This window comes from Pseudarthrobacter sp. C1 (assembly GCF_034720455.1).
Lineage (GTDB): Bacteria > Actinomycetota > Actinomycetes > Actinomycetales > Micrococcaceae > Arthrobacter.
Map to the genome: position 1 here is coordinate 79,022 of NZ_JAYESK010000011.1, position 20,405 is coordinate 99,426.

18 protein-coding genes are annotated in these 20,405 nt (G+C 65.8%); 11 read left to right on the forward strand and 7 right to left on the reverse strand.

The annotated features are described in order from the left end of the window. Positions 1-2 precede the first annotated feature (2 nt). From U7114_RS16800 to U7114_RS16820, 5 genes are all read left to right on the forward strand, one after another. Positions 3-1,121, forward strand: a complete 1,119-nt coding sequence (locus U7114_RS16800) for a histidinol-phosphate transaminase (RefSeq protein WP_323058016.1) — start codon at positions 3-5, stop codon at positions 1,119-1,121. Positions 1,122-1,270: 149 nt separating this feature from the next. Beyond that, the gene (gene pdhA, locus U7114_RS16805) at positions 1,271-2,512 is read left to right on the forward strand and encodes a pyruvate dehydrogenase (acetyl-transferring) E1 component subunit alpha (RefSeq protein ID WP_321214759.1); all 1,242 of its coding nucleotides are present in this window, start codon (positions 1,271-1,273) and stop codon (positions 2,510-2,512) included. After that, positions 2,512-3,492 (forward strand): alpha-ketoacid dehydrogenase subunit beta, encoded by a 981-nt coding sequence (locus U7114_RS16810; RefSeq protein ID WP_323058017.1) that lies wholly within the window; start codon positions 2,512-2,514, stop codon positions 3,490-3,492. The genes pdhA and U7114_RS16810 overlap by 1 nt, the downstream gene beginning before the upstream one ends. A 21-nt stretch (positions 3,493-3,513) precedes the next feature. Continuing rightward, positions 3,514-5,046: a dihydrolipoamide acetyltransferase family protein gene (locus U7114_RS16815; RefSeq protein WP_157240308.1), complete on the forward strand. Its 1,533-nt coding sequence runs from the start codon at positions 3,514-3,516 to the stop codon at positions 5,044-5,046. Positions 5,047-5,055: 9 nt separating this feature from the next. Next, entirely contained in the window at positions 5,056-5,676 is a 621-nt protein-coding gene (locus tag U7114_RS16820; RefSeq protein ID WP_321214757.1) for a phosphatase PAP2 family protein, read from the forward strand. A gap of 31 nt (positions 5,677-5,707) precedes the next feature. On the opposite strand, the gene U7114_RS16825 is transcribed toward U7114_RS16820, so the two are convergent. The 6 genes from U7114_RS16825 to U7114_RS16850 form a co-directional block, all read right to left on the reverse strand. Beyond that, positions 5,708-6,043: a hypothetical protein gene (locus U7114_RS16825; RefSeq protein WP_321214756.1), complete on the reverse strand. Its 336-nt coding sequence runs from the start codon at positions 6,041-6,043 to the stop codon at positions 5,708-5,710. 149 nt (positions 6,044-6,192) lie between these two features. After that, positions 6,193-6,621, reverse strand: a complete 429-nt coding sequence (locus U7114_RS16830) for a universal stress protein (protein WP_157240312.1) — start codon at positions 6,619-6,621, stop codon at positions 6,193-6,195. Between the two features lie 45 nt (positions 6,622-6,666). Further along, positions 6,667-7,959 (reverse strand): PLP-dependent aminotransferase family protein, encoded by a 1,293-nt coding sequence (locus U7114_RS16835; protein WP_321214755.1) that lies wholly within the window; start codon positions 7,957-7,959, stop codon positions 6,667-6,669. Between the two features lie 96 nt (positions 7,960-8,055). Then, the gene (locus tag U7114_RS16840) at positions 8,056-8,826 is read right to left on the reverse strand and encodes a hypothetical protein (protein ID WP_323058018.1); all 771 of its coding nucleotides are present in this window, start codon (positions 8,824-8,826) and stop codon (positions 8,056-8,058) included. A gap of 127 nt (positions 8,827-8,953) precedes the next feature. Beyond that, on the reverse strand, positions 8,954-10,198 hold the full coding sequence (gene ligD / locus U7114_RS16845) for a non-homologous end-joining DNA ligase (protein WP_323058019.1): 1,245 nt from the start codon (positions 10,196-10,198) through the stop codon (positions 8,954-8,956). Positions 10,199-10,311: 113 nt separating this feature from the next. Further along, positions 10,312-10,869 (reverse strand): NAD(P)H-dependent oxidoreductase, encoded by a 558-nt coding sequence (locus tag U7114_RS16850; protein WP_157240317.1) that lies wholly within the window; start codon positions 10,867-10,869, stop codon positions 10,312-10,314. 123 nt (positions 10,870-10,992) lie between these two features. On the opposite strand from U7114_RS16850, the gene U7114_RS16855 reads away from it, so the two are divergent. From U7114_RS16855 to U7114_RS16880, 6 genes are all read left to right on the forward strand, one after another. After that, on the forward strand, positions 10,993-11,601 hold the full coding sequence (locus U7114_RS16855; RefSeq protein WP_321214752.1) for a helix-turn-helix domain-containing protein: 609 nt from the start codon (positions 10,993-10,995) through the stop codon (positions 11,599-11,601). A 357-nt stretch (positions 11,602-11,958) separates the two neighbouring features. Continuing rightward, positions 11,959-12,942, forward strand: a complete 984-nt coding sequence (locus U7114_RS16860) for an ABC transporter permease (RefSeq protein ID WP_157240320.1) — start codon at positions 11,959-11,961, stop codon at positions 12,940-12,942. Between the two features lie 2 nt (positions 12,943-12,944). After that, positions 12,945-13,934, forward strand: coding sequence for an ABC transporter permease (locus U7114_RS16865; protein ID WP_321214751.1), 990 nt, complete (start codon positions 12,945-12,947; stop codon positions 13,932-13,934). Beyond that, positions 13,931-16,168 carry an ABC transporter ATP-binding protein gene (locus U7114_RS16870; protein WP_323058020.1) on the forward strand — a complete coding sequence of 746 codons (2,238 nt, stop codon included), beginning with the start codon at positions 13,931-13,933 and terminating at the stop codon, positions 16,166-16,168. The genes U7114_RS16865 and U7114_RS16870 overlap by 4 nt, the downstream gene beginning before the upstream one ends. A gap of 52 nt (positions 16,169-16,220) precedes the next feature. Continuing rightward, the gene (locus U7114_RS16875; RefSeq protein ID WP_321214749.1) at positions 16,221-17,924 is read left to right on the forward strand and encodes an ABC transporter family substrate-binding protein; all 1,704 of its coding nucleotides are present in this window, start codon (positions 16,221-16,223) and stop codon (positions 17,922-17,924) included. A 210-nt stretch (positions 17,925-18,134) separates the two neighbouring features. After that, the gene (locus U7114_RS16880) at positions 18,135-19,199 is read left to right on the forward strand and encodes a Gfo/Idh/MocA family oxidoreductase (protein WP_323058021.1); all 1,065 of its coding nucleotides are present in this window, start codon (positions 18,135-18,137) and stop codon (positions 19,197-19,199) included. 69 nt (positions 19,200-19,268) lie between these two features. Here the strand turns inward: U7114_RS16880 and ald are convergent, their stop codons facing one another. Beyond that, positions 19,269-20,387: an alanine dehydrogenase gene (gene ald / locus U7114_RS16885; RefSeq protein WP_157240328.1), complete on the reverse strand. Its 1,119-nt coding sequence runs from the start codon at positions 20,385-20,387 to the stop codon at positions 19,269-19,271. Positions 20,388-20,405 lie beyond the last annotated feature (18 nt).

Genomic DNA, 20,405 nt, shown 5'->3' on the forward strand with positions numbered 1-20,405 from the left:
GCATGACGTCATCTGAGACAGTGACGGGCGGCGTCCAGCCCCGTCCCGTGGTGGCCCGGTTACCCCGCTACGCCGCCGGAAAACCCCCCGCCGCCGTTGACGGGCTGGCCAGTTACAAGCTGTCTTCCAATGAGAATCCGCTGCCCCCGCTCCCCGCGGTCCTGGATGCCATTGCGCACCAGACCGACTTCAACCGGTACCCGGACCCGCTGAGCAGCAGGCTCCGCGGTGAGCTGTCCGCATTCCTGGGTGTCCCCGCGGAGGACATCGTCACGGGCGCCGGCAGCCTCGGCGCCCTGAACCAGCTCCTGGCAACTTTCGTGGGACGGAACGACGACGGTTCGCCGGATGAGGTGATCTACGCGTGGCGCTCCTTTGAGGCGTACCCCATCAGTGTGGGCCTCTCCGGGGGTGAAGGCGTGCGCATCCCCGTCACTGCCGAGGGCCGGCACGACCTTCCCGCGATGGCCGCCGCCGTGACGCCCCGGACCAAAATGGTCCTCCTCTGCACACCCAACAATCCCACGGGCCCGGCCCTTCGCGCAGCGGAAACCGAGGAATTCATCCGGCTCGTCCCCCCTCACGTGGTGGTAGTAATTGACGAGGCTTACCAGGAGTTCGTGCGGGACGACGAAGCGGTGGATGGACTCGACATGTACCGCAGGTACCCCAACGTGGTGGTGCTCCGGACCTTCTCCAAGGCGCACGGACTGGCCGGGCTGCGGGTTGGTTACAGCGTGTCCAACCCTGCGCTGACGCAGCACCTTAGGGTGGCCGCAACCCCCTTCGCCGTGTCGCAGATTGCCGAAAAGGCCGCGATTGTGTCGCTGCAGAACTTCCCCCAGGTTGTAGAAAGGGTACAAAGCCTGGTTGATGAGCGGGAGCGGGTCACGGCAGGCCTGCGAAGCCTGGGGTGGGCCGTTCCCGACGCCCAAGGGAACTTCGTCTGGCTGGACCTGGGCGAGCACAGTGCCGAGTTCGCCGAGGCGGCCGGGGCACAGGCGCTGTCCGTCCGCGCATTCCCGGGCGAAGGCGTGAGGGTGAGCATCGGGGAGATCGAGGCGAACTCCCGGTTCCTTCGGCTGTGTGCGAACTATACAAAGGCGCCACGGGGTTCCTAGCGCTTAACAAGTAGCTCTGCGGCTACCTACTGAAGATAAAGTTAGGATCAGTACAGCAATATATATGCCCCGCAGGGAATCTATTCCTTATGAGGCATATATCCCAGCGACATTGCACTGCATCCGCATGCGGCAAGCGAGGAGACGGTATGGGCACACATCTGCCTTCCACCGAGTTCGACGAAACAGCGGTAGACGACCAGCGCGAGGCTGATGCCGAGGCGGTCATGGGGGAACCCCCGGCGCAGATGGTCCAGCTCCTGGGCCCGGACGGAAAGCTTGGGTTCGATCCCGTCTTCACCGAGTACGCGGAGAAGATCACTCCTGAAGCCCTGCGCGGCCTTTATGCGGACATGGCGGCCATCCGCCGGTTCGACGTCGAGGCAACGGCCCTGCAGCGCCAGGGACAGCTTGCACTCTGGGTCCCGCTGACCGGCCAGGAAGCCGCGCAGATCGGTTCCGGCAGGGCCAGCCGGCCGCAGGACTACATCTTCCCCACCTACCGCGAACACGGCGTGGCACTGACCCGCGACGTGGACCTGGCCGAACTCCTCCGGCAGTTCCGCGGAGTGTCGAACGGCGGCTGGAACCCGAAGGACACCAACTTCCACCTCTACACGCTGGTCCTTGCCGCCCAGACGCTTCACGCCGTGGGCTACGCCATGGGAATCCAGCGCGACCAGAAGCTGGCGGCAGCTACGGGAGCCTCCGGTTCAGGGGAGGACGCTGCCGTCATCGCCTATTTCGGTGACGGCGCCAGCTCCGAGGGCGATGTCCACGAGTCCATGGTTTTCGCTTCCTCCTACAACGCCCCGGTGGTGTTCTTCTGCCAGAACAACCACTGGGCCATTTCCGTGCCCACCAACGTCCAGACCCGTGTGCCGCTGTCCAACCGCGCCAAGGGGTACGGCTTCCCGGGCATCCGCGTGGACGGCAACGACGTGATCGCCGTCCATGCCGTCACCGAATGGGCTTTGGAGCACGCGCGCCAAGGCAAGGGCCCGGTCCTGATCGAGGCCTTCACCTACCGTGTGGGCGCCCACACCACTGCCGATGACCCCACCAAGTACCGCCAGTCGTCAGAAGAAGACGCCTGGCGGGCAAAGGACCCGCTGGCCCGCGTGGAGAAATACCTCCGCTCCGAGGGCCTGGCCGACGACGCCTTCTTCGCGAAGGTGAAGGCCGACGGCGATGAGCTCGCCGCCTACGTCCGGCGCACCACCCACGACCTCGAGACTCCTGACATCCGCTCTGCTTTCGCCAACACCTACGCAGAAGCCCACCCCCTCGTGGCGGAGGAGCTTGCATGGTTCGAGGAATACAGTGCAGGGTTCGCAGCCGGTGAGCATGGCGAAGAATCGGCGCAGGCAGCAGCAAAGGCAGGCCACTGATGACCACAATGACTATCGCCAAGGCCATCAACGAAGGCCTCCGCGCGACGCTCACGCAAGACCCCAAGTCACTGCTGATGGGTGAAGACATCGGGCCCCTGGGCGGGGTGTACAGGGTGACCGACGGACTGATCGGCGAGTTCGGCCCGGACCGCGTGGTGGATACCCCGCTGGCCGAATCCGGGATCATCGGAACCGCGATTGGCCTCGCGCTGCGCGGCTACCGGCCGGTCTGCGAAATCCAGTTCGACGGTTTTGTCTTCCCCGGCTTCAACCAGATCACCACCCAGTTGGCCAAGATGCACGCCCGCAGCAACGGCAACCTCACGGTCCCGGTGGTCATCCGCATCCCGTACGGCGGAGGCATCGGTTCGGTTGAGCACCACTCGGAGTCCCCGGAGGCGCTGTTCGCGCACACCGCAGGCCTGCGCATCATCACGCCGTCCAATGCGCATGACGCGTACTGGATGGTCCAGCAGGCCGTGGAGTGCCAGGATCCTGTCATCATTTTCGAACCCAAGCGCCGGTACTGGCTCAAGGGCGAGGTGGACGTGCAGGCGCCGGGCCGGGCGGGGGACCCCTTCAAGGCCCACGTCCTCCGCAGCGGCACGGATGCGACCGTGGTTGCCTACGGCCCGCTGGTTCCGGTTGCGCTGGCCGCCGCCAACGCCGCCGAGGAGGACGGCCACAGCGTGGAGGTGATCGACCTCCGGTCCATCTCGCCGCTGGACTTCGATACCGTCACGGCCTCCGTTCAGAAGACCGGACGGTTGGTCGTTGCCCATGAGGCACCCACGTTCGGCGGTATCGGCGGTGAAATCGCGGCCCGGATCAGCGAGCGTGCCTTCCATTCACTGGAGGCTCCGGTGATCCGCGTTGGCGGATTCCACATGCCCTATCCGGTTGCCAAGGTGGAGGAAGACTACCTTCCGGACATTGACCGCATCCTGGAGGCGCTGGACCGCGCCCTCTCCTACTGAGGCTTTCCAACCAAGGACACCATGACTCTCAACAAGTTCAACCTGCCCGACGTCGGCGAGGGACTCACCGAGGCCGAAATCGTCTCCTGGAAGGTCAAGCCGGGCGACGCTGTCGCCATTAACGACGTCCTCTGCGAAATCGAAACGGCCAAGTCCCTCGTGGAACTGCCGTCTCCTTTCGCGGGAACGGTCACTGAACTGCTGGTCCCTGAAGGCGTGACCATCGATGTCGGCACCGCGATCATCAGCGTCAGCGATGACGTCGCCGGGGACCCGACACCCGCGGACGTCCCTGCGCCTGAGATGCCTGTCCAGCCGCTCTACGGAAAGCTTCCGGCGTCCGACGCCGACTCAACGGGAAGTGCCCCCGCCGCCGACAGTGCGTTGGCCGGAGGGCCCCTGGTTGGCTCCGGGCCAAAGGCGGACGCCGTCAAGCGGCGGCCAAGGATTTCGACCAGCTCCACCACCAGGGGCCCGGCGGGTGCACTGTCCGTCAACGCGCCGGAGGTGGAGCCGGTCCAGCCCCGCACGCCGGCCGAGGTGTCCGCAAGGCCGGGGACACCGGCAGGCACTGCCACCCGGCTGCCAGGCGAAACCGCCGTCGACGCCGTGGACAACCGCCCCACGCTGGGCGGCACCATCACCGGCCTGGTCAACAAGGTCCTGGCGAAGCCCCCGGTCCGCAAGATCGCCCGGGACCTGGGCATTGACCTGGCGGACGTGGTGGCAACCGGATCACGCGGCGAGGTCACCCGGGAGGACCTGGTCAGCTACCAGGCCCAGCGGGACGCGGAACTGGACAAGGCGGACGGGTTCTGGGGGAAGGCCGGCAAGCCGCAGGACCAGAGGATCGAACGGATTCCCGTCAAGGGCGTCCGGAAAGCCACGGCGAAGGCCATGGTGGATTCCGCATTCGCGGCGCCGCACGTCAGTATTTTCGTCGACGTTGATGCCAGCCGCACCATGGAATTCGTCAAGCGGCTCAAGGCGTCCAGGGATTTTGAGGGCATCAAAGTCTCGCCGCTGCTTATCCTTGCCAAGGCCGTGATCTGGGCGGCCGCACGGAACCCCAGCGTCAATGCCACGTGGGTGGACAACGCGGACGGAACCGGCGGCGCCGAGATCCATGTGAAGCATTACATGAACCTGGGCATCGCGGCAGCCACACCCCGCGGGCTGATGGTGCCCAACATCAAGAACGCCCAGGACCTGTCCCTGAAGGAACTGGCGCTGGCGCTCAACAACCTGGCCGTCACCGCCAGGGCCGGCAAAACCCAGCCCGCCGAGATGCAGGGCGGCACGCTCACCATCACCAACATCGGTGCCCTCGGGATTGATACCGGCACGCCCATCATCAATCCGGGCGAGGTTGCCATCGTGGCCTTCGGAACCATCAAGCAGAAGCCCTGGGTCCTGGACGGGGAAGTGATCCCGCGCTGGATCACCACCCTTGGCGGATCATTCGACCACCGCGTGGTGGACGGCGACCTCTCCGCCCGCTTTATGGCCGACGTCGCTGCCATCCTTGAGGAGCCGGCGCTCCTCCTGGACTAGGGCACCACTGTGGCCGCCGACAGCAGCAGCACCATCCGGCTGAAAAACCGTGCCGCACGATGGCTGACGGAGGTGTTCCAGCCGCCCGTGGTGGTGAGCATCCAGTTGCTGATCAGCCCCATGACGCAGCCGGGGTTCCCCGGAACCATCGGCTACGGAGCGCTGGCCGCCCTGTTCGTCTGCGTGCTACCGCTGTTCCTGCTCCTCCTGCTGGTACGGATGGGGAAGGTGACGGACCACCACGTCAGCGACCGCCGGCAGCGTGCGCCTGTGCTGCTGATGGCTTTGGCCTGCATCCTGGCCGGGCTCCTGGTGCTGGAAGCGGTGGGGGCGCCGCAAAGCGTGGTGGCAATGGTCCTTGCGGTGGTGGCGGGGGTCGTGGTGCTGGCGGCCGTGAGCCCGTTCTGGAAGATCAGCGGGCATGCGGCGGCGGTGTCCTCTTCAGCCGTGATCGCCGTGCTCATGCTTGGGCCGGCCTGGCTTCCGCTGCTGCTCCTGGTACCCGCCGTGGGCTGGTCCCGCGTGGTGCTGCGCGCGCATTCACGGGCACAGGTGATCGCCGGCGCGCTCTTTGGCGGCGTGGTGATGGGCGGGATCTGGTGGGCCCTCGAAGGCTGGATGGTTCCTTAGCCAAGCACCCGGCAGGGCGGGTGTCCGCTCCTTAGTAGGAGGTATGCGCGGCCAGCATCTCAAGGGTTGCCGGGTCTGCGGTGGTACCCAGGACCACTGCTGCACCCGTCATGAGTACAGCCATGGCCGCTGCCATGCCGGCCCAGGCCGTCAGGAGCTTCCAATCCTCCCGCAACACGCTGCCCACGGTCTCGGGAAGCCTCAGGCCAGGGGAGATGAGGTTCGGCGCGCTGTCCACGCTGCCGTCGTCCAGCAAGGCGACCACCCGGTCATTGCTGCGGTCAACCCGCATGGAGCAGATGTGGTTGCCGTGGCGGGCAAGGAGGATGTCGTGGCCTGCAAGATGGCGGCGCTGGAGGGTAATCATTGGGGCCCCTTGATGGTGGTGGTTGTGGGTGTCCGCACCGTTGGGGGCTTATCCAATTTTATCGTCGGGGCACCACCGGAAAGGCGCTTTCGGGCGTGAGAACGGACACCATGCAGGGGCGTGGCTCCCGCATGGTGTCCGTAAAGCCGCTACTCGGCGTCGTACGTGTTTGCGATGTAAACGTCGCAAGGGGCATTGTGGGCAACGCTGTTTGCTACGCTGCCAAGCACGCGGCCAATACCGTGCATCCTGCGGTTTCCCACCACGATGATCCGGGCTTCCATCCGCAGGGCCTCCTTGATGAGTGCATCGGCCGGCCGGCCGCGGGCGGCGGAGTACGTCACCTTGATGTCCCTCCCCAGCGATTCTGCGACTGTCCGTGCCACGTGCTCGGCGGCATCCGCGTCGGACACGATCCACCGGTCGCTGCCGCTGCCAAACACCTCGGTCTTGTCGCTGTCGAAGGCGGACACCACATGGAGGGAGGCGCCGAGGGCCGCGGCGAGGTCCCGCGCCGCTTCGGCTGCTTTCTTTGCCGTCCCGCTGCCGTCCACCCCTACAACGATGATTCCGCTCATGTGTGCTCCTTTGCTTGGTTTCGGTGGCGCTTGGTCAGGCCAAGGCTACAGCGCGGCGATGGCTTCCTGCAGCACCGGCGCCAGGCGGCGCACGCCTTCGGTGATGGCTTCCGGGGGCACGGCGCTGAACGCCAGGCGCAGCTTGTTGGACGGTTCGTCCGACGGCGTGAAGGCGGCCCCGGGGATGAACACCACTCCGGCGTCGATCGCCTTCTGCAACAGGGGATAAGTGTCCACCCCCTCCGGGAGGGTCACCCATACGAAGAAGCCGCCCTCGGGGCTGGTCCAGGTGGTTCCGGCCGGCATGTGCTCGGCCAGGGCGGCGAGCATGGCGCTGCAGCGTTCGGCGTACAGCTCGCGGTAGGTCTGGATCTGGCCCCTCCAGTCGTAGTCGCGGAGGTACGCCGAGACCAGCATCTGGTTGAAGGCCGGCGGGCAGAGCGTCACGGCCTCGGCTGCCAGGTAATACCGGCGCTGCAGGTGTTCGGGAACCAGGGCCCAGCCGATCCGCAGGCCGGGGGCGAAAATCTTGGAGAAGGAACCCATGTAGATAACGTCGTCCGGGTTTTCTGCGCGGAGCGGCTTAAGTGGCTCACCGCCGAAGCGGAGCAGGCCGTAGGGGTTGTCCTCGATCACGAGGATATTCGCTTTGCGGCATATGTCCACCACCTGCTGGCGGCGCTCCTTGGCCAGCGTTATCCCTGAGGGGTTGTTGAAGTTGGGGATGGTGTACAGGAACTTGACGTTCTTTCCGGCCGTCTGGAGGGCGGCAATCCGCGCCTCCAGCAGTTCCGGCACCAGGCCGGACTGGTCCATCCCTATGGTTTCCACCTGCACCTGGTACGCCTCGAAGGTGTTGAGTGCGCCCACGTAGGTGGGCTCCTCCACGAGGACCACGTCGCCCGGATTGCAGAAGACCTTGGTGGCCACGTCCTGCGCAGACTGCGAACCGGCGGTGATCACCACGTTCTGCGGAAGGGCGTCGAGAATGCCTTCTGCCGCCATCACCTCGCAGATCTGGGCGCGGAGCTCCTCGGATCCTTGCCCGCTGCCGTACTGCAGTGCGGTCAGCCCGTCGTCGGCGATGATTTTCGCGGCCGTCGCGGCGAGCCGGTCCAGCGGGAGGGACTGCAGGTAGGGGCTTCCGCCGGCAAGCGAGACAAGCCCTGGACGCATGGAAATGTCAAAGACATCCCTCACCGCTGACTGTCGGATGTTCGCGGCGCGTGCTGAAAACAGTTCTTCATGGCGGTGGGCGGAGGTTGCCGCCCGCTCGATGGCATCAATGGCTTCGGCCGGCAGCGTCCCTGCTGCGGCGTCAAGTGTTTCGTGGGTCACATCATCAGGATACCGCGGAGTGTTGTCTAAAAAGCAACACCTGTATATCAATGAGTCACCCGGCCTGTGGGCCCGGCCGTTGGAAGCAGGGCAGCCCTAGTCGAGCTCCAGCGCCTCCGCCAGGCTGCGTCCGTTCACGTAGATCTCTGCCCTGATGGCGCCGGCGGCCGCTACTGCTGTTTGCGTGAGCTGTGCTTCCATGCGGGGCACATCGCAGGTCCCTCCGGGCCTAAGGACGCCGGTGAGGTACACCGTGACGGTGGTGCCGTCGAAGCTGCCGGAAAGGAACTTCAGCCGCGACCCGGACAGGGCGTTGTAGGCCTTCGGTTCATGCTCGGACAGCGCCTCCCCGGGCGGATCCAGCAGCGCGCCGATGGCAGCAGGAAGCGCCTCCGCGGCAGGGCCGGCGTGGGCTATGCCCACCAGGCTGTCATTGCAGCCAAAGCGCACTCCGTTCCTGCCGCCGTCGTCCACGAGCACGTAGTACGCGGTGACCGTGCCGGCCTCGGATTCGCCATGGATGGTGCCGTCCGGGAGCCCAGCTTGCGCCGCCCCGGCTTCGGAGCTGCCGGTTGCCGGAACGGATGTAGCCCGCGCGTCCGGTCCCGCAGCGGGGCCGGATGAGTCCGGCGGTGCGGCGGGAGCCTCCAGCGGCGCGGCGTCCCGGGGCTGCGGTGCGGGGGTAAGGGACTGCGGGGCTTCTGCCGGCGCGCCCCTGTTGACTGCCAGCGGGGCGGAAGGCGCCTGCCTGGGCTCCTGGGGGGCCTGGACTGCGCAGGCGCCCAGCCACAATGGAAGCGTGAGGCTGGCCACTGCTGCCGCCCGCAGCCTGGCCCTGCGTTCTCCTGCATTCCACCCTGCTGGCATGCCTGCACCGCAATCCTTGTCCGGTCCGGTGGATTAACGTTACGGCCGGGGTTTTGGAGCGGGAATGCCGGGAAGGTACCGGTTGGGATAAGAGTTGGTCACGGGAGCGCGGCAGGCAGCGCCGCAGTCAGGACGTCGGCTGGCCCGGCCATACCCTGCCCTCCCATGGATCGTAGTCCGCAATGAGTTCCTCCTGCTCCGGGCGCTCCGCCTCCGGGACGTGCTGCAGGTTCACCCGCACCCGGTACCAGAGCGAGCTCGATCCGCGCATCCCGTCCACCATGACGTCTGCTGGATGGAGGTCTTGGACAAGGCCGGCATGCCGGGACTTCCACTCCCCAAGGGCGGCCAGCGCCTCGGGCTTGGTCCTGGTCCGGGCCACTTCGATGAGCGGCATCACCGATTGCCGGCGGCCGGAGCCGTCCCCGGCACGCGGCGCCTTCTCGGCGGGTCCCAGCTCGGCAGCCAGGGCCAGGAGTGCATCCAGGGTGCCCACGGCGTCGTCGATCCCCGCGTGGGGGTCGCCCATATCAGCGAAGCGCCCGGGCACTGTAAGGACCGTAAACTGTTCGGGCCGGGCGGAGCGGACTTCATCCCACGTCAACGGCGTGGAGACCCGGGCGTCGGGCAGGGGCCGGATCGAGTAGGCCGATGCCACGGTGCGATCCTTGGCGTTCTGGTTGAAGTCCACAAACACACTCTCACCGCGCTCCTCCTTCCACCACCGCGCGGTGGCCAGTCCCGGAGCGCGGTTCTCAACCTCACGGGCGAGGGTCTCGGCGGCGAGCCGGACCTCCCGGTAAGTCCACTGCGGCGCGATGCGCACCAGGATGTGGAGCCCGCGCGAGCCGCTGGTTTTTGGCCACCCCGCCAGGCCGACGTCGTCGAGCACCTCCCGCGCCACATAGGCGACGTCGACGATCTGCGACCAGTCCACGCCCGGCATCGGGTCAAGGTCCACGCGGAGCTCATCGGGGTGCTCCAGGTCCTCGGCGCGCACGGGATGCGGGTTCAGGTCCAGGCACCCGAGATTCACCACCCAGGCCAGGCCGGCGGCGTCCCGGATGACCGCCTCTTCGGCCGATGTCCCGGACGCGTAGTGCAGTGTTGCGGTGTCAATGAAGTCCGGGTGGTTTTCCGGCACGCGCTTCTGGAAAAACGGCTCTGCGCCGATGCCCTTGGGGAAGCGCTTGAGGACCATCGGCCGCCCGCCTGCACCGCGCAGTGCGCCCTCCTCGACGGAAAGGTAGTACCGCACCAGGTCCAGCTTCGTCAGCCCCGGTTCCGGGAACACCATCTTGTCGGGGCTTGAGATGCGGACTTCTGTCCCGGCAATGGAAAGGGTCTCGGCCGGGGTCTTCGACGGGCTCATTCCGTCACGCTAGCAACGATCGGATGCGGCAGCCAGAGCGGGAGCGGCCGCCGCGTTAAACCGAAGTGCCCGGCGCAGATCTCTGCACCGGGGCACCGCGGACGGCCAGCTGGCTAGGCTGCCGGCCGGGCGGCCGCGAGGGCGTCGAACACACCCTTGATCTGCTCCACCACCTCAGCGTCGTCCTTCGGGTGGATCTCAGCGAAGCGCACCATGGAGCCGGGCACGGCGAGCTTGACGTCCTCGAGAACCCGGGCGCCGGCGATGCCTGCAGCCTTGCGGGCCTCGTCCTGGGCCCAGACCCCGCCGTACTGGCCAAAGGCAGTTCCGACGACGGCGGTGGGCTTGCCGGCGAGGGCGCCGGCGCCGAAGGGGCGGGACAGCCAGTCGATGGCGTTCTTCAGGGCGGCCGGCACCGTGCCGTTGTGCTCCGGAGTGACGAGCAGCAGCGTGTCCGCCCCGTTGGCGGCGGCGCGCAGCGCGGCAGCCGCCTCGGGCACCTGGCCCTCGACGTCGATGTCCTCGTTGTAGAACGGAATGTTGCCCAGGCTCTCGTGGATCACCACGTCCACCTGCTCCGGTGCGTTCAGCTGGATTGCCTCGGCAAGTTTCTGGTTGGTGGAGTCGGCGCGGAGGCTGCCGACGAGGGTGAGGACGGTGCTCTTGGTCATGGGAACTCCTGGATCAGGGCTGCGGGAGGGCCGCTGCCGTTGGAAAGCTGGGGCAGTTACTGCCTTCACCAGAATAAACGGACCGTAGTCCGTTTATTATTCCCGGGCCTTAGAATAGCGGATGTGAGCTTCATCCCACTGCGGCCCGGGCTGACCCCGGAGCCCTCCCCTGAACGCAGCGATGCCGCGCGGAACCGGGAACGCCTGCTGAAGGCTGCGCAGGAACTTATTGAGGAGTGCGGCGCCCAGGGCCTGACCATGGACCGGCTCGCTGAACACGCCGGTGTGGGCAAAGGCACTGTCTTCCGCCGGTTTGGCAGCCGGGCCGGGCTGATGCTTACCCTCCTGAGTGAATCGGAGGCTGCCTTCCAGGCGCGCTTCATGTTTGGACCGCCGCCGCTTGGGCCGGGCGCTCCGGGGCTGGAACGGCTCATCGCGTTCGGTGCCGAAAGAATCGCTTACGTGATGGAATTCGGCGAGCTTGTGCTCGCGGCGGAGAACGCAGCCCGGGGCCGCTTCGAAGCGCCTCCCGCGGCGCTCTGGCACCGCCATATCGAGGTGCTGCTCCGGGACGAGGGATTCGAGCCCGACCCCTGGCTGATGGCGGGATCCTTGAGCGCAACCCTTGATCCGGAGCGGCTGCTGACCCTGGTGAGGGTGCACGGAGTTACCCCCGAACGGTTGGCGGCTTCGTGGCGGGAGCTTGTCACACGGGTGGTCCGCGGCGCGTAGATTACGCCAGTTTCGTGCCGGCCGTCCAGTCACACGAACTTCACAAACTTATTCATAACGATCTGATACGGGCGGGTAGCTTTCCGGGCGTCCGCCCGCATTTTCGCTCGGGGCTTGTGATAGTTTCCTCTGGAATGTGACCCGCGACATAGTCCATCAGGACCTGGCCTGCCAAGGCTGCGGGAGGCCAGCTACCCGCTGGTGGAGGACCCGATGACGCGGCACAACCCCCGCTGAACCGGGGATGACGGAAGGATCCAGCACGTGATTGTTGACAGGGCCAAGAACCCGGCGCGCCAGTGGATACCGCTGTGCTCCTTCCCCCGGCCCGTGGCGGCGAAACGGAAATAGCGCCCCATGCTCAGGTACCTCGCCAAGCGCGGCATCACGTACATCTTCATGATCTTCCTGACTACCTCGGCCGGGTATTTCCTGGCGGTCAGTTCCCTGAAGCCCGCGCTGCTTGAGCAGGAACGGATTCCCCGCCCCACCCCCGAGCAGGTGGCAAACTCCATGCGGCTGAAGGGCCTCGATCCAGACCTCAGCCCATGGGAACGGTACGTCGAATGGCTGACCGGGATCGTGACTCGCTGGGACTGGGGCCGGAGCCCCAACGGCGCCTTCATCAACGCCGAGTTCGGAGACCGTGTCTGGATCTCGACGCGGCTCTTCCTGGCCTCCATCATTCTGACGCTGGTGATTGGCGTGGCCCTGGGGGTCTACTCGGCCGCACGCCAGTACAAGTTCCAGGACCGGGCCATCACTTCGTACAGCTACCTTGCCTACATCGTTCCCGCCCCGATTGCCTACTTCCTGGTGCAGCTGGGTGCCATTAACATCAACGAAACCGTGGGCGAGCGCATCTTCTTCGTCACCGGCATCTCCACACCCGGCATAGAGCCGGGCTGGGCCCAGTTCATCGACATGCTCGCGCACTACGCCGTTCCCACGGTGGCCATCACACTGGTGGGCTGGGGGTCCTACCAGATCGCCCAGCGCCAGTACCTCCTGGACAACGTTAACGCGGACTTCGTCCGGACGGCCCGCGCCAAGGGGCTCACCCGCAACCAGGCCATCTCCCGGCATGCACTCCGCGTCTCCTTCATCCCGGTGGCCCAAAGCATCGCCTTCACCATCCCGGCCATCTTTGCCGGCGGCTTCTTCGCCGAGAAGATCTTCGCGTGGCCGGGCGTGGGTTCGTGGAGCATCGACGCCATCTCGCTCCAGGACGTGAATGCCGCCACCGCCACCCTGGCGTACGGTTCGGTCATCTTCGCCCTGGGCGCCATCCTGGCGGATTTCGCCACCACCCTTGTTGACCCGAGAGTGCGGGTGCAGTAGCCGTGACCAACCTCAATGCAGTGGATCCGGCCGCCGTCGCGCAGGACGCGCACCTGGAGAACGCCGACGTCGTCATTGGCAAGAACACCATCATCTTCCGCCGCTTCATGCGGAACAAGACGGCCGTGGCGGGCCTTGGCATCTTCCTTGCCCTGACCCTCTTTTCCTTTGTGGGCGGATACTTCACCCAATGGGACAAGGAAACCATCGACCCGTTCAACATCGGCATGCCGCCGTCGGCCGAGCACTTCCTGGGGACCTCCCAGGCGGGCATAGACCTCTACGCGATGACGGTGGAAGGCACGCGGATCTCCATCCTGATCGGCCTGATTGTCGGTCTCGTTTCTGTCCTCGTCGCCGCCGTCTATGGCTGCACCATGGCCTACTTCGGCGGCAAGGTGGACAAGGTGATGCTCTTCATCCTGGAAGCGCTCATCATGATGCCGGCCCTCCTGGTAGTGGCGGTGGCCACCAGCGGCGGAGGTGAGGGGCTCAGGCGGAACCTGCCGTCGTGGCTGCTGCTCATCATCGTGCTGCTCGTCTTCAGCTGGATGGGCACGGCACGGCTGATCCGGTCCATGTCCATGTCACTGATGCAGCGGGACTTCGTCAAGGCAGCCCAGTACATGGGCGTCCCGGCGCGCAGGATCGTGTGGCGGCACCTGGTCCCCAACATCGGATCGCTGCTGGTCCTGGACATCACCCGCGGCGTTACCGGTGCCATCCTCGCGGAAGTGGCCTTCTCCTTCATCGGCATCGGCATCAAGGTTCCGGATGTGAGCCTCGGCGTGCTGATCGGCGGCGCAACGTCCCAGGTGCAGACCTTCCCCTGGATGTTCTGGGTGCCGCTGACCGTCATGTTCCTCCTCACCGGGTCCCTGGCCATGATGAACGACGGCCTGCGGGACGCCTTCGACCCCAGCTCAAGTTCATCCGGCAGCGCCAGGAAACGCACCGCCCTGAAAACCCGCGTAAAGGGGAACGCCTCATGAGCAGCGAAACTGCCGCCGGACCGGTTGGACAGCCCCAGTCAGCGGTGGAGCGGCTGCACGTCGCGGGCCTGCACGCGCCCACGGACGCAGTCCTGTCCGTCCGGGACCTGAACGTCCGCTTCAACACCGAGAACGGCGTGGTGCATGCCGTCCGGGGAGTGGACTTCGACCTGATGCCAGGAAGGACGCTGGGCATCGTGGGTGAGTCGGGCTCCGGCAAGTCGGTGACGTCCCTCGCCATCATGGGCCTGCTCCCTGCCACAGCCGAGGTCACCGGTTCGGTCCGGCTCAAGGGCAAGGAACTGCTGGGGCTCAGCGACAAAGCCATGTGCGGGTACCGCGGCAATGAGCTGGCCATGGTCTTCCAGGATCCGCTGTCTTCCCTGACGCCCGTCTACACGGTGGGCACGCAGATCATCGAGGCGCTGACCATCCACAACCCCACCTTGAGCAAGCAGGCGAAGGAGGCGCGCGCCGTCGAACTTCTTGCCATGGTGGGCATCCCCAGCCCCAAGGAGCGGCTCAGGGCCTTCCCGCACGAGTTCTCCGGCGGCATGCGCCAGCGGGTGATGATCGCCATCGCCATCGCCAACAACCCGAGGGTCCTCATCGCGGATGAGCCGACGACGGCCCTGGACGTGACCATCCAGGCCCAGGTGCTTGAGGTGCTGCATACCGCGCAGGAGGAGACCGGCGCCGCCGTCGTCATGATCACGCACGACCTCGGCGTGGTGGCCGGCATGGCTGACGACATCATGGTGATGTATGCCGGCAGGCCGGTGGAGACGGGTGCAGTGGATGACCTCTACTACAACCCGCGGATGCCCTACACCATGGGCCTGCTCGGCGCCGTACCCCGCGTTGATGTCGCGGAAAAGGCATCGCTGGTCCCCATTGAGGGAATGCCGCCCAACCTGGTCCACACACCCACCGGCTGCTCGTTCGCCCCCCGCTGCCCGCTCGCGGAGGACGCGTGCCTCGACGGCGAACCGGCGCTCCTCCCGGTACCGGGCAGCGCGTACCACAGCGCGGCCTGCATCAAATCGGAGTCCCTGGGCGGTGACGTTGATGCCCACGATGTCTTCGCCGCCCCGCCCGTGCCCGTCTCACGTTTCGACGCCATCCCGCGGGCGGAGCGCTCAACAGTCCTGCAGCTCAAGGACGTGCGCAAACACTTCCCGCTGACCCGGGGCGCGCTGCTCAAGAAGCGGATCGGCACCATCAAGGCAGTGGACGGACTGACCTTCGATATCCGCGAAGGGGAGTGCTTCTCCATCGTGGGGGAGTCCGGCTCAGGCAAGACCACCACGCTGCTGGAAATCATGGAATTCCACAAGGACCAGGATGGCGAAGTGGTGATTGGCGGCATCAGCAACAAGCAGGCCGCCGATGCCCGGACCAAGAGCGCCATGCGCCGTGAACTCCAGATGGTGTTCCAGGACCCCACCGGCGCACTGGATCCGCGATTCACGGTCTATGAAGTGCTCGCCGAGCCGCTCCAGAACGCGGGCATGGACCGGCAGGCCATCAAGAAGCGCATCATGGAGCTCATGAAGCTGGTGGGCCTGCAGCCGGACCACGTCAACCGCTTCCCCAACCAGTTCTCCGGCGGCCAGCGCCAGCGCATCGGAATAGCCCGCGCCCTGGCCGTGAACCCGAAGCTCGTTGTCCTGGACGAGCCTGTCTCCGCCCTGGATGTCTCCGTCCAGGCCGGCGTCATCAACCTCCTCGACAAGCTCCGCGCTGAACTGGGCCTCAGCTACCTTCTGGTGGCCCACGACCTCTCCGTGGTCCGGCACATCTCCAACCGGGTAGCCGTGATGTACCTGGGAAAGATCGTGGAGATCGGCGAGGTGGACCGCGTGTTCGACAACCCCCGCCACCCCTACACCCGCGCCCTGCTCTCGGCCATCCCGGTTCCGGACCCGCAGCTGGAACGCACGCGGGAACGCATCATCCTCCGGGGGGAGCTGCCCTCGCCGCTGGACGCCCCCAAGGGCTGCAACTTCGCCACGCGCTGCCCCGTTTTCGCAGCGCTGCCGGCGGCGAAGCAGGAAAAATGCCTGACTCTTGAACCACCCCTGGAGCTTGTACCGCCGTCGCCGGCGGCCCAGGCCTTGGCGGCGCACCCGCTGCCCGCCCTGGACCAACGCTTCGCCTGCTTCTTCCCCGACGGGGAGCTGGACGAGGACATGCTGGTGGTCCATGACGCGGCGGACCACCATGCATCCTAGGTTTTACCGACCCATCACCAGCACCACCACTCGCACCAACGAAGGGAACACCATGAGGAATCTGAACAGGATCGGCGGAGCGGCGGCAATTGCCGCAGCTCTGGCGCTGACTGCCTGCGGCGGCGGTGGCGGGTCCACCGGGCCGGAAACGGCCAAGGGCCAGGAGGCAGGCAGCGACCTGTCCAAGCTCATCAGCATCAATGAGAAGCCTGCAGCCGATCTTAAACAGGGCGGCAAGGTCACCCTTCCGCTGGGCAACATCGGCCCGGACTTCAATGGGTTCTCCAACAACGGCAACAGCGCGGACAACACCGCGCTGCACCGTCCCATCGACCAGGCGGGAACCTGGGGATGCTGGGACATTGCCTTCGACGGAAAAGTGACTCCGAACAAGGACTTCTGCGAGTCCGTGGAAAACAAGGTAGAAGACGGCAAGCAGACCATCACCATCACGGTCAATGAGAAGGCCGCGTACAACGACGGCACGCCGATTGACGTCAAGGCCTTCCAGAACACCTGGAACATCCTCAAGAGCCCGGACGCCGGTTACGACATTGTCAGCTCAGGAAACTACGAGTTCGTTGAATCCGTGGAGGCCGGCAGCAATGACAAGGAAGTCATCGTCAAGACGAGCCGGCCGGTCTACCCGCTGGACTCCCTCTTCACCGGACTGATCCATCCGGCCGTGAACAGCCCCGAAATCTTCAACGAGGGCTTCAACGGCGAACTGCACCCTGAATGGATGGCGGGGCCCTTCAAGGTGGACCAGTACGACGCCGCCGCAAAGACGGTATCCCTGGTTCCCAACGAGAAGTGGTGGGGCAACAAGCCGGTGTTGGAGAGTGTCGTGTTCCGACAGCTTGAAACCAGCGCCCAGATCGCAGCCTTCAAGAACGGCGAGATCGACGCCATGTCTGCCAACACCATCTCCCTCTACAAGCAGCTTGACGGCACCAAGGACTCCGAGGTCCGCCGCGGCCAGCGCCTGTTCGCCGGTGGCATGAACCTCAACGCCCAGCGCATCACCGACGTGGCTGTCCGCGAGGCGATATTCGCCGCCGTTGACCGCGAAGCCCTCCGGAAGGTCCGCTTCAACGGCCTTAACTGGGAAGAGCCCAGCTCCGGCTCCATGATGCTGCTGCCCTTCTCCGAGTACTACCAGGACAACTACCCCGTGAAGGAAACCGGTCCGGACGCCGCCAAGAAGGTACTGACCGACGCCGGCTACACCGCGAATGCAAACGGCATCATGGAAAAGGACGGCAAGCCTGCCGCCTTCAAGATCAGCAACTTCGGTGACGACCCCACCACCCTAGCCTTCACCCAGACCCTGCAGAAGCAGCTGCAGGCCGGCGGCATGGATGTTGGAATCGACCAGCGGGCTTCTGCCGATTTCGGCAAGGTGCTGGGTTCCCGGGAGTTCGATATGAGCGTTTCCGGCTACACCGTCAGCGCGGACGCCACTGAAGCCGTCAAGCAGTACTACGACTCCAAGACCAACGAGAACCAGTTGGGCGACGCCGAACTGGACAAGAAGATTGCCGACCTGGCTTCCATCGAGGACAACGCCGAGCGCAACAAGGCGGCCATGGAGGTGGAGAAGGAGCACATGGCGAAGTACTTCTCCATGGGCGTGGTCATGAACGGCCCGCAGATCTCCTTCGTCCGTACCGGCCTGGCCAACTACGGCCCGTCCCTTTTCCGCAGCCTGTCCCAGGTTCCGGACTGGACCGCCATCGGCTGGGAAAAGAAGTAGACCCCACCCGCTCTGTAGCGAAGGCCGGCACTCCCTGGGGACAGGGGGTGCCGGCCTTCGCCGTCTGCCCGAACCCTCAACGCTCTCTCACTTAACGTGGGTTTCTTTGGAATCCTCTCTCACTTAACGTGGGTTTCTTTGGAATGCTCTCTCACCTAAGGCCCCCATTTCGGCGTCTCGCATCCAGGCCTGCGGGAGTAGCGTAGGAATATGACCGGGGACCCAGCTTCGCAGCGCACCATCCGTACCGCCGTCGTGGGTTTCGGGCTTTCGGGAAGTGTGTTCCACGCTCCCCTGATAGCGGCGGACCCCCGTTTTTCGCTGGACCTCATTGCCACCTCCAACGCCGGAAGGGACGCCGCGGCAACCGCCCGGTATCCGGGGGTGAGGACAGTGCCGGACGGCCATGCGGTCCTTGCCCGCGCGGACGAAGTGGACCTCGTGGTCCTGGGAACGCCGCCTGCCACCCACTACCCGTTGGCCAAGGCTGCCTTGGAGGCAGGCCTGGATGTGGTGGTGGACAAGCCGTTCGCCGTGACCAGTGGACAAGGCCGGGAGTTGATCACGCTGGCAGGGGAGCTGGGGCGGGTCTTGACGGTGTTCCAGAACCGGCGGTGGGACGGCGACTTCCTGACGGTGCAAAAACTCCTGTCCGCTGACGCGCTGGGCAAGGTCACGCGGTTCGAGTCCCGCTTCGAGCGGTGGTCCCCGGCCATCGCGAAGGCCTGGAAGGCGCGCGCCACGGCGGCGGAGGGCGGCGGTACGCTGTTCGATCTAGGCAGCCACCTGATCGACCAGGCACTCCAGCTCTTTGGCCCGGCCTCCGTGGTCCACGCAGAGTTGAAGGCACGCAGGTCGGACGAGCGGGCGGACGACGACGTGTTCCTGGTACTTCGGCACGAATCCGGTGTTTTGAGCCACCTCACCATGAACATGATGTGCGCCCAGCAGGGACCGCGGTTCCGGGTGCTGGGTTCCGTTGGCGGATTCACCAAGAAAGGCGTAGACCCGCAGGAGCCGTACATTGCCGCGGGCGGCAGCCCGTTGGACGCCGAGTACGGCGAGGAGGCGTCGGAGTGGGCAGGACTGCTGGGCCGCGACGGCCACCTCGACCCCCTGCCCACCGAACGCGGCGCCTACCCCGAGTTCTACCGGATCCTCGCGGACAAGATCCTCGACGGCGGCACGGCATCAGCCCTGCCGCTTCCGGTGAAGCCGGAAGACGCCGTCGAGGCCCTCAAACTAATAGAAGAAGCACGGAAACTCGCGCATTAAGCATCGATTGCTCCGTAAGTGTCGTTCAGGGGGTTCAAAACGACGCGTACGGAGCAACCGATGGACTACTTAAGCCGAAACCAGTTCGTGCCAGTCGGCGACGAGCGGCAGGTTGTGTGCCTCGGAGACGGAGTGGTGTGCCACGTGGCCGGCGGCGATGTTCAGGCCTGCGGCCAGGGCGGGGTCGCGGTCGAAGGCGGCCTTGACGCCCAGGTTGGCCAGGGACACCGCGTAGCGCAGCGTGACGTTGGTCAGCGCGTAGGTGGACGTGTTCGGCACGGCGCCGGGCATGTTGGCTACGCAGTAGAAGATGGTGTTGTGCACCTTGTACGTGGGTTCCTGGTGCGTGGTGGGGTGGGTGTCCTCGAAGCAGCCGCCCTGGTCCACGGCGATGTCCACGAGGACTGAGCCGGGCTTCATGCGGGCCACGAGGTCGTTGGTGACCAGCTTGGGGGCCTTGGCGCCGGGGATCAGGACGGACCCGATCACCAGGTCGGCATCCACCACGGATTTCTCGATCTCGTACTTGTTGGACGCCACGGTCTTGAGCCGGCCCTGGTACTGGGCGTCCAGCTCGCGCAGGCGGTTGATGTTGATGTCCATGATGGTGACGTCGGCACCCAGGCCCAGTGCCATGGCTGCGGCATTGGTTCCCGCAACGCCGGCGCCCAGGACAACCACCTTGGCGGGGCGGACCCCGGGTACGCCGCCCAGCAGCACGCCCTTTCCGCCGGCGGGTGCCATCAGGGAAGCGGCGCCCACCTGGACGGACAGCCGGCCGGCTACCTCGGACATGGGGGCCAGCAGCGGGAGGGTCCGGCCTTCCTGGACGGTCTCGTAGGCGATGGCGGTGACGCCGGAGTTGATGAGCTCGCGGGTGAGTTCGGGCTCCGCGGCGAGGTGGAGGTAGGTGAAGAGGATCAGGCCCTTGCGGAAGCGGTGGTACTCGGCCTTGATGGGCTCCTTGACCTTCATGACCATGTCGGCGCGGGCCCAGACGTCGTCAGCCTCATTGACGATCTCGGCACCGGCAATGGCGTATTCCTCGTCGGTGATGCCGGAGCCCAGCCCTGCGCCGCGTTCCACCAGAACGGTGTGGCCGTTGCTGCGGAACTCGTGGACTCCGGCGGCGGTGATGGCCACCCGGAACTCGTTGTTCTTGATTTCTTTGGGGACGCCGATGATCATCGTGGGCTCCAGGTTCTC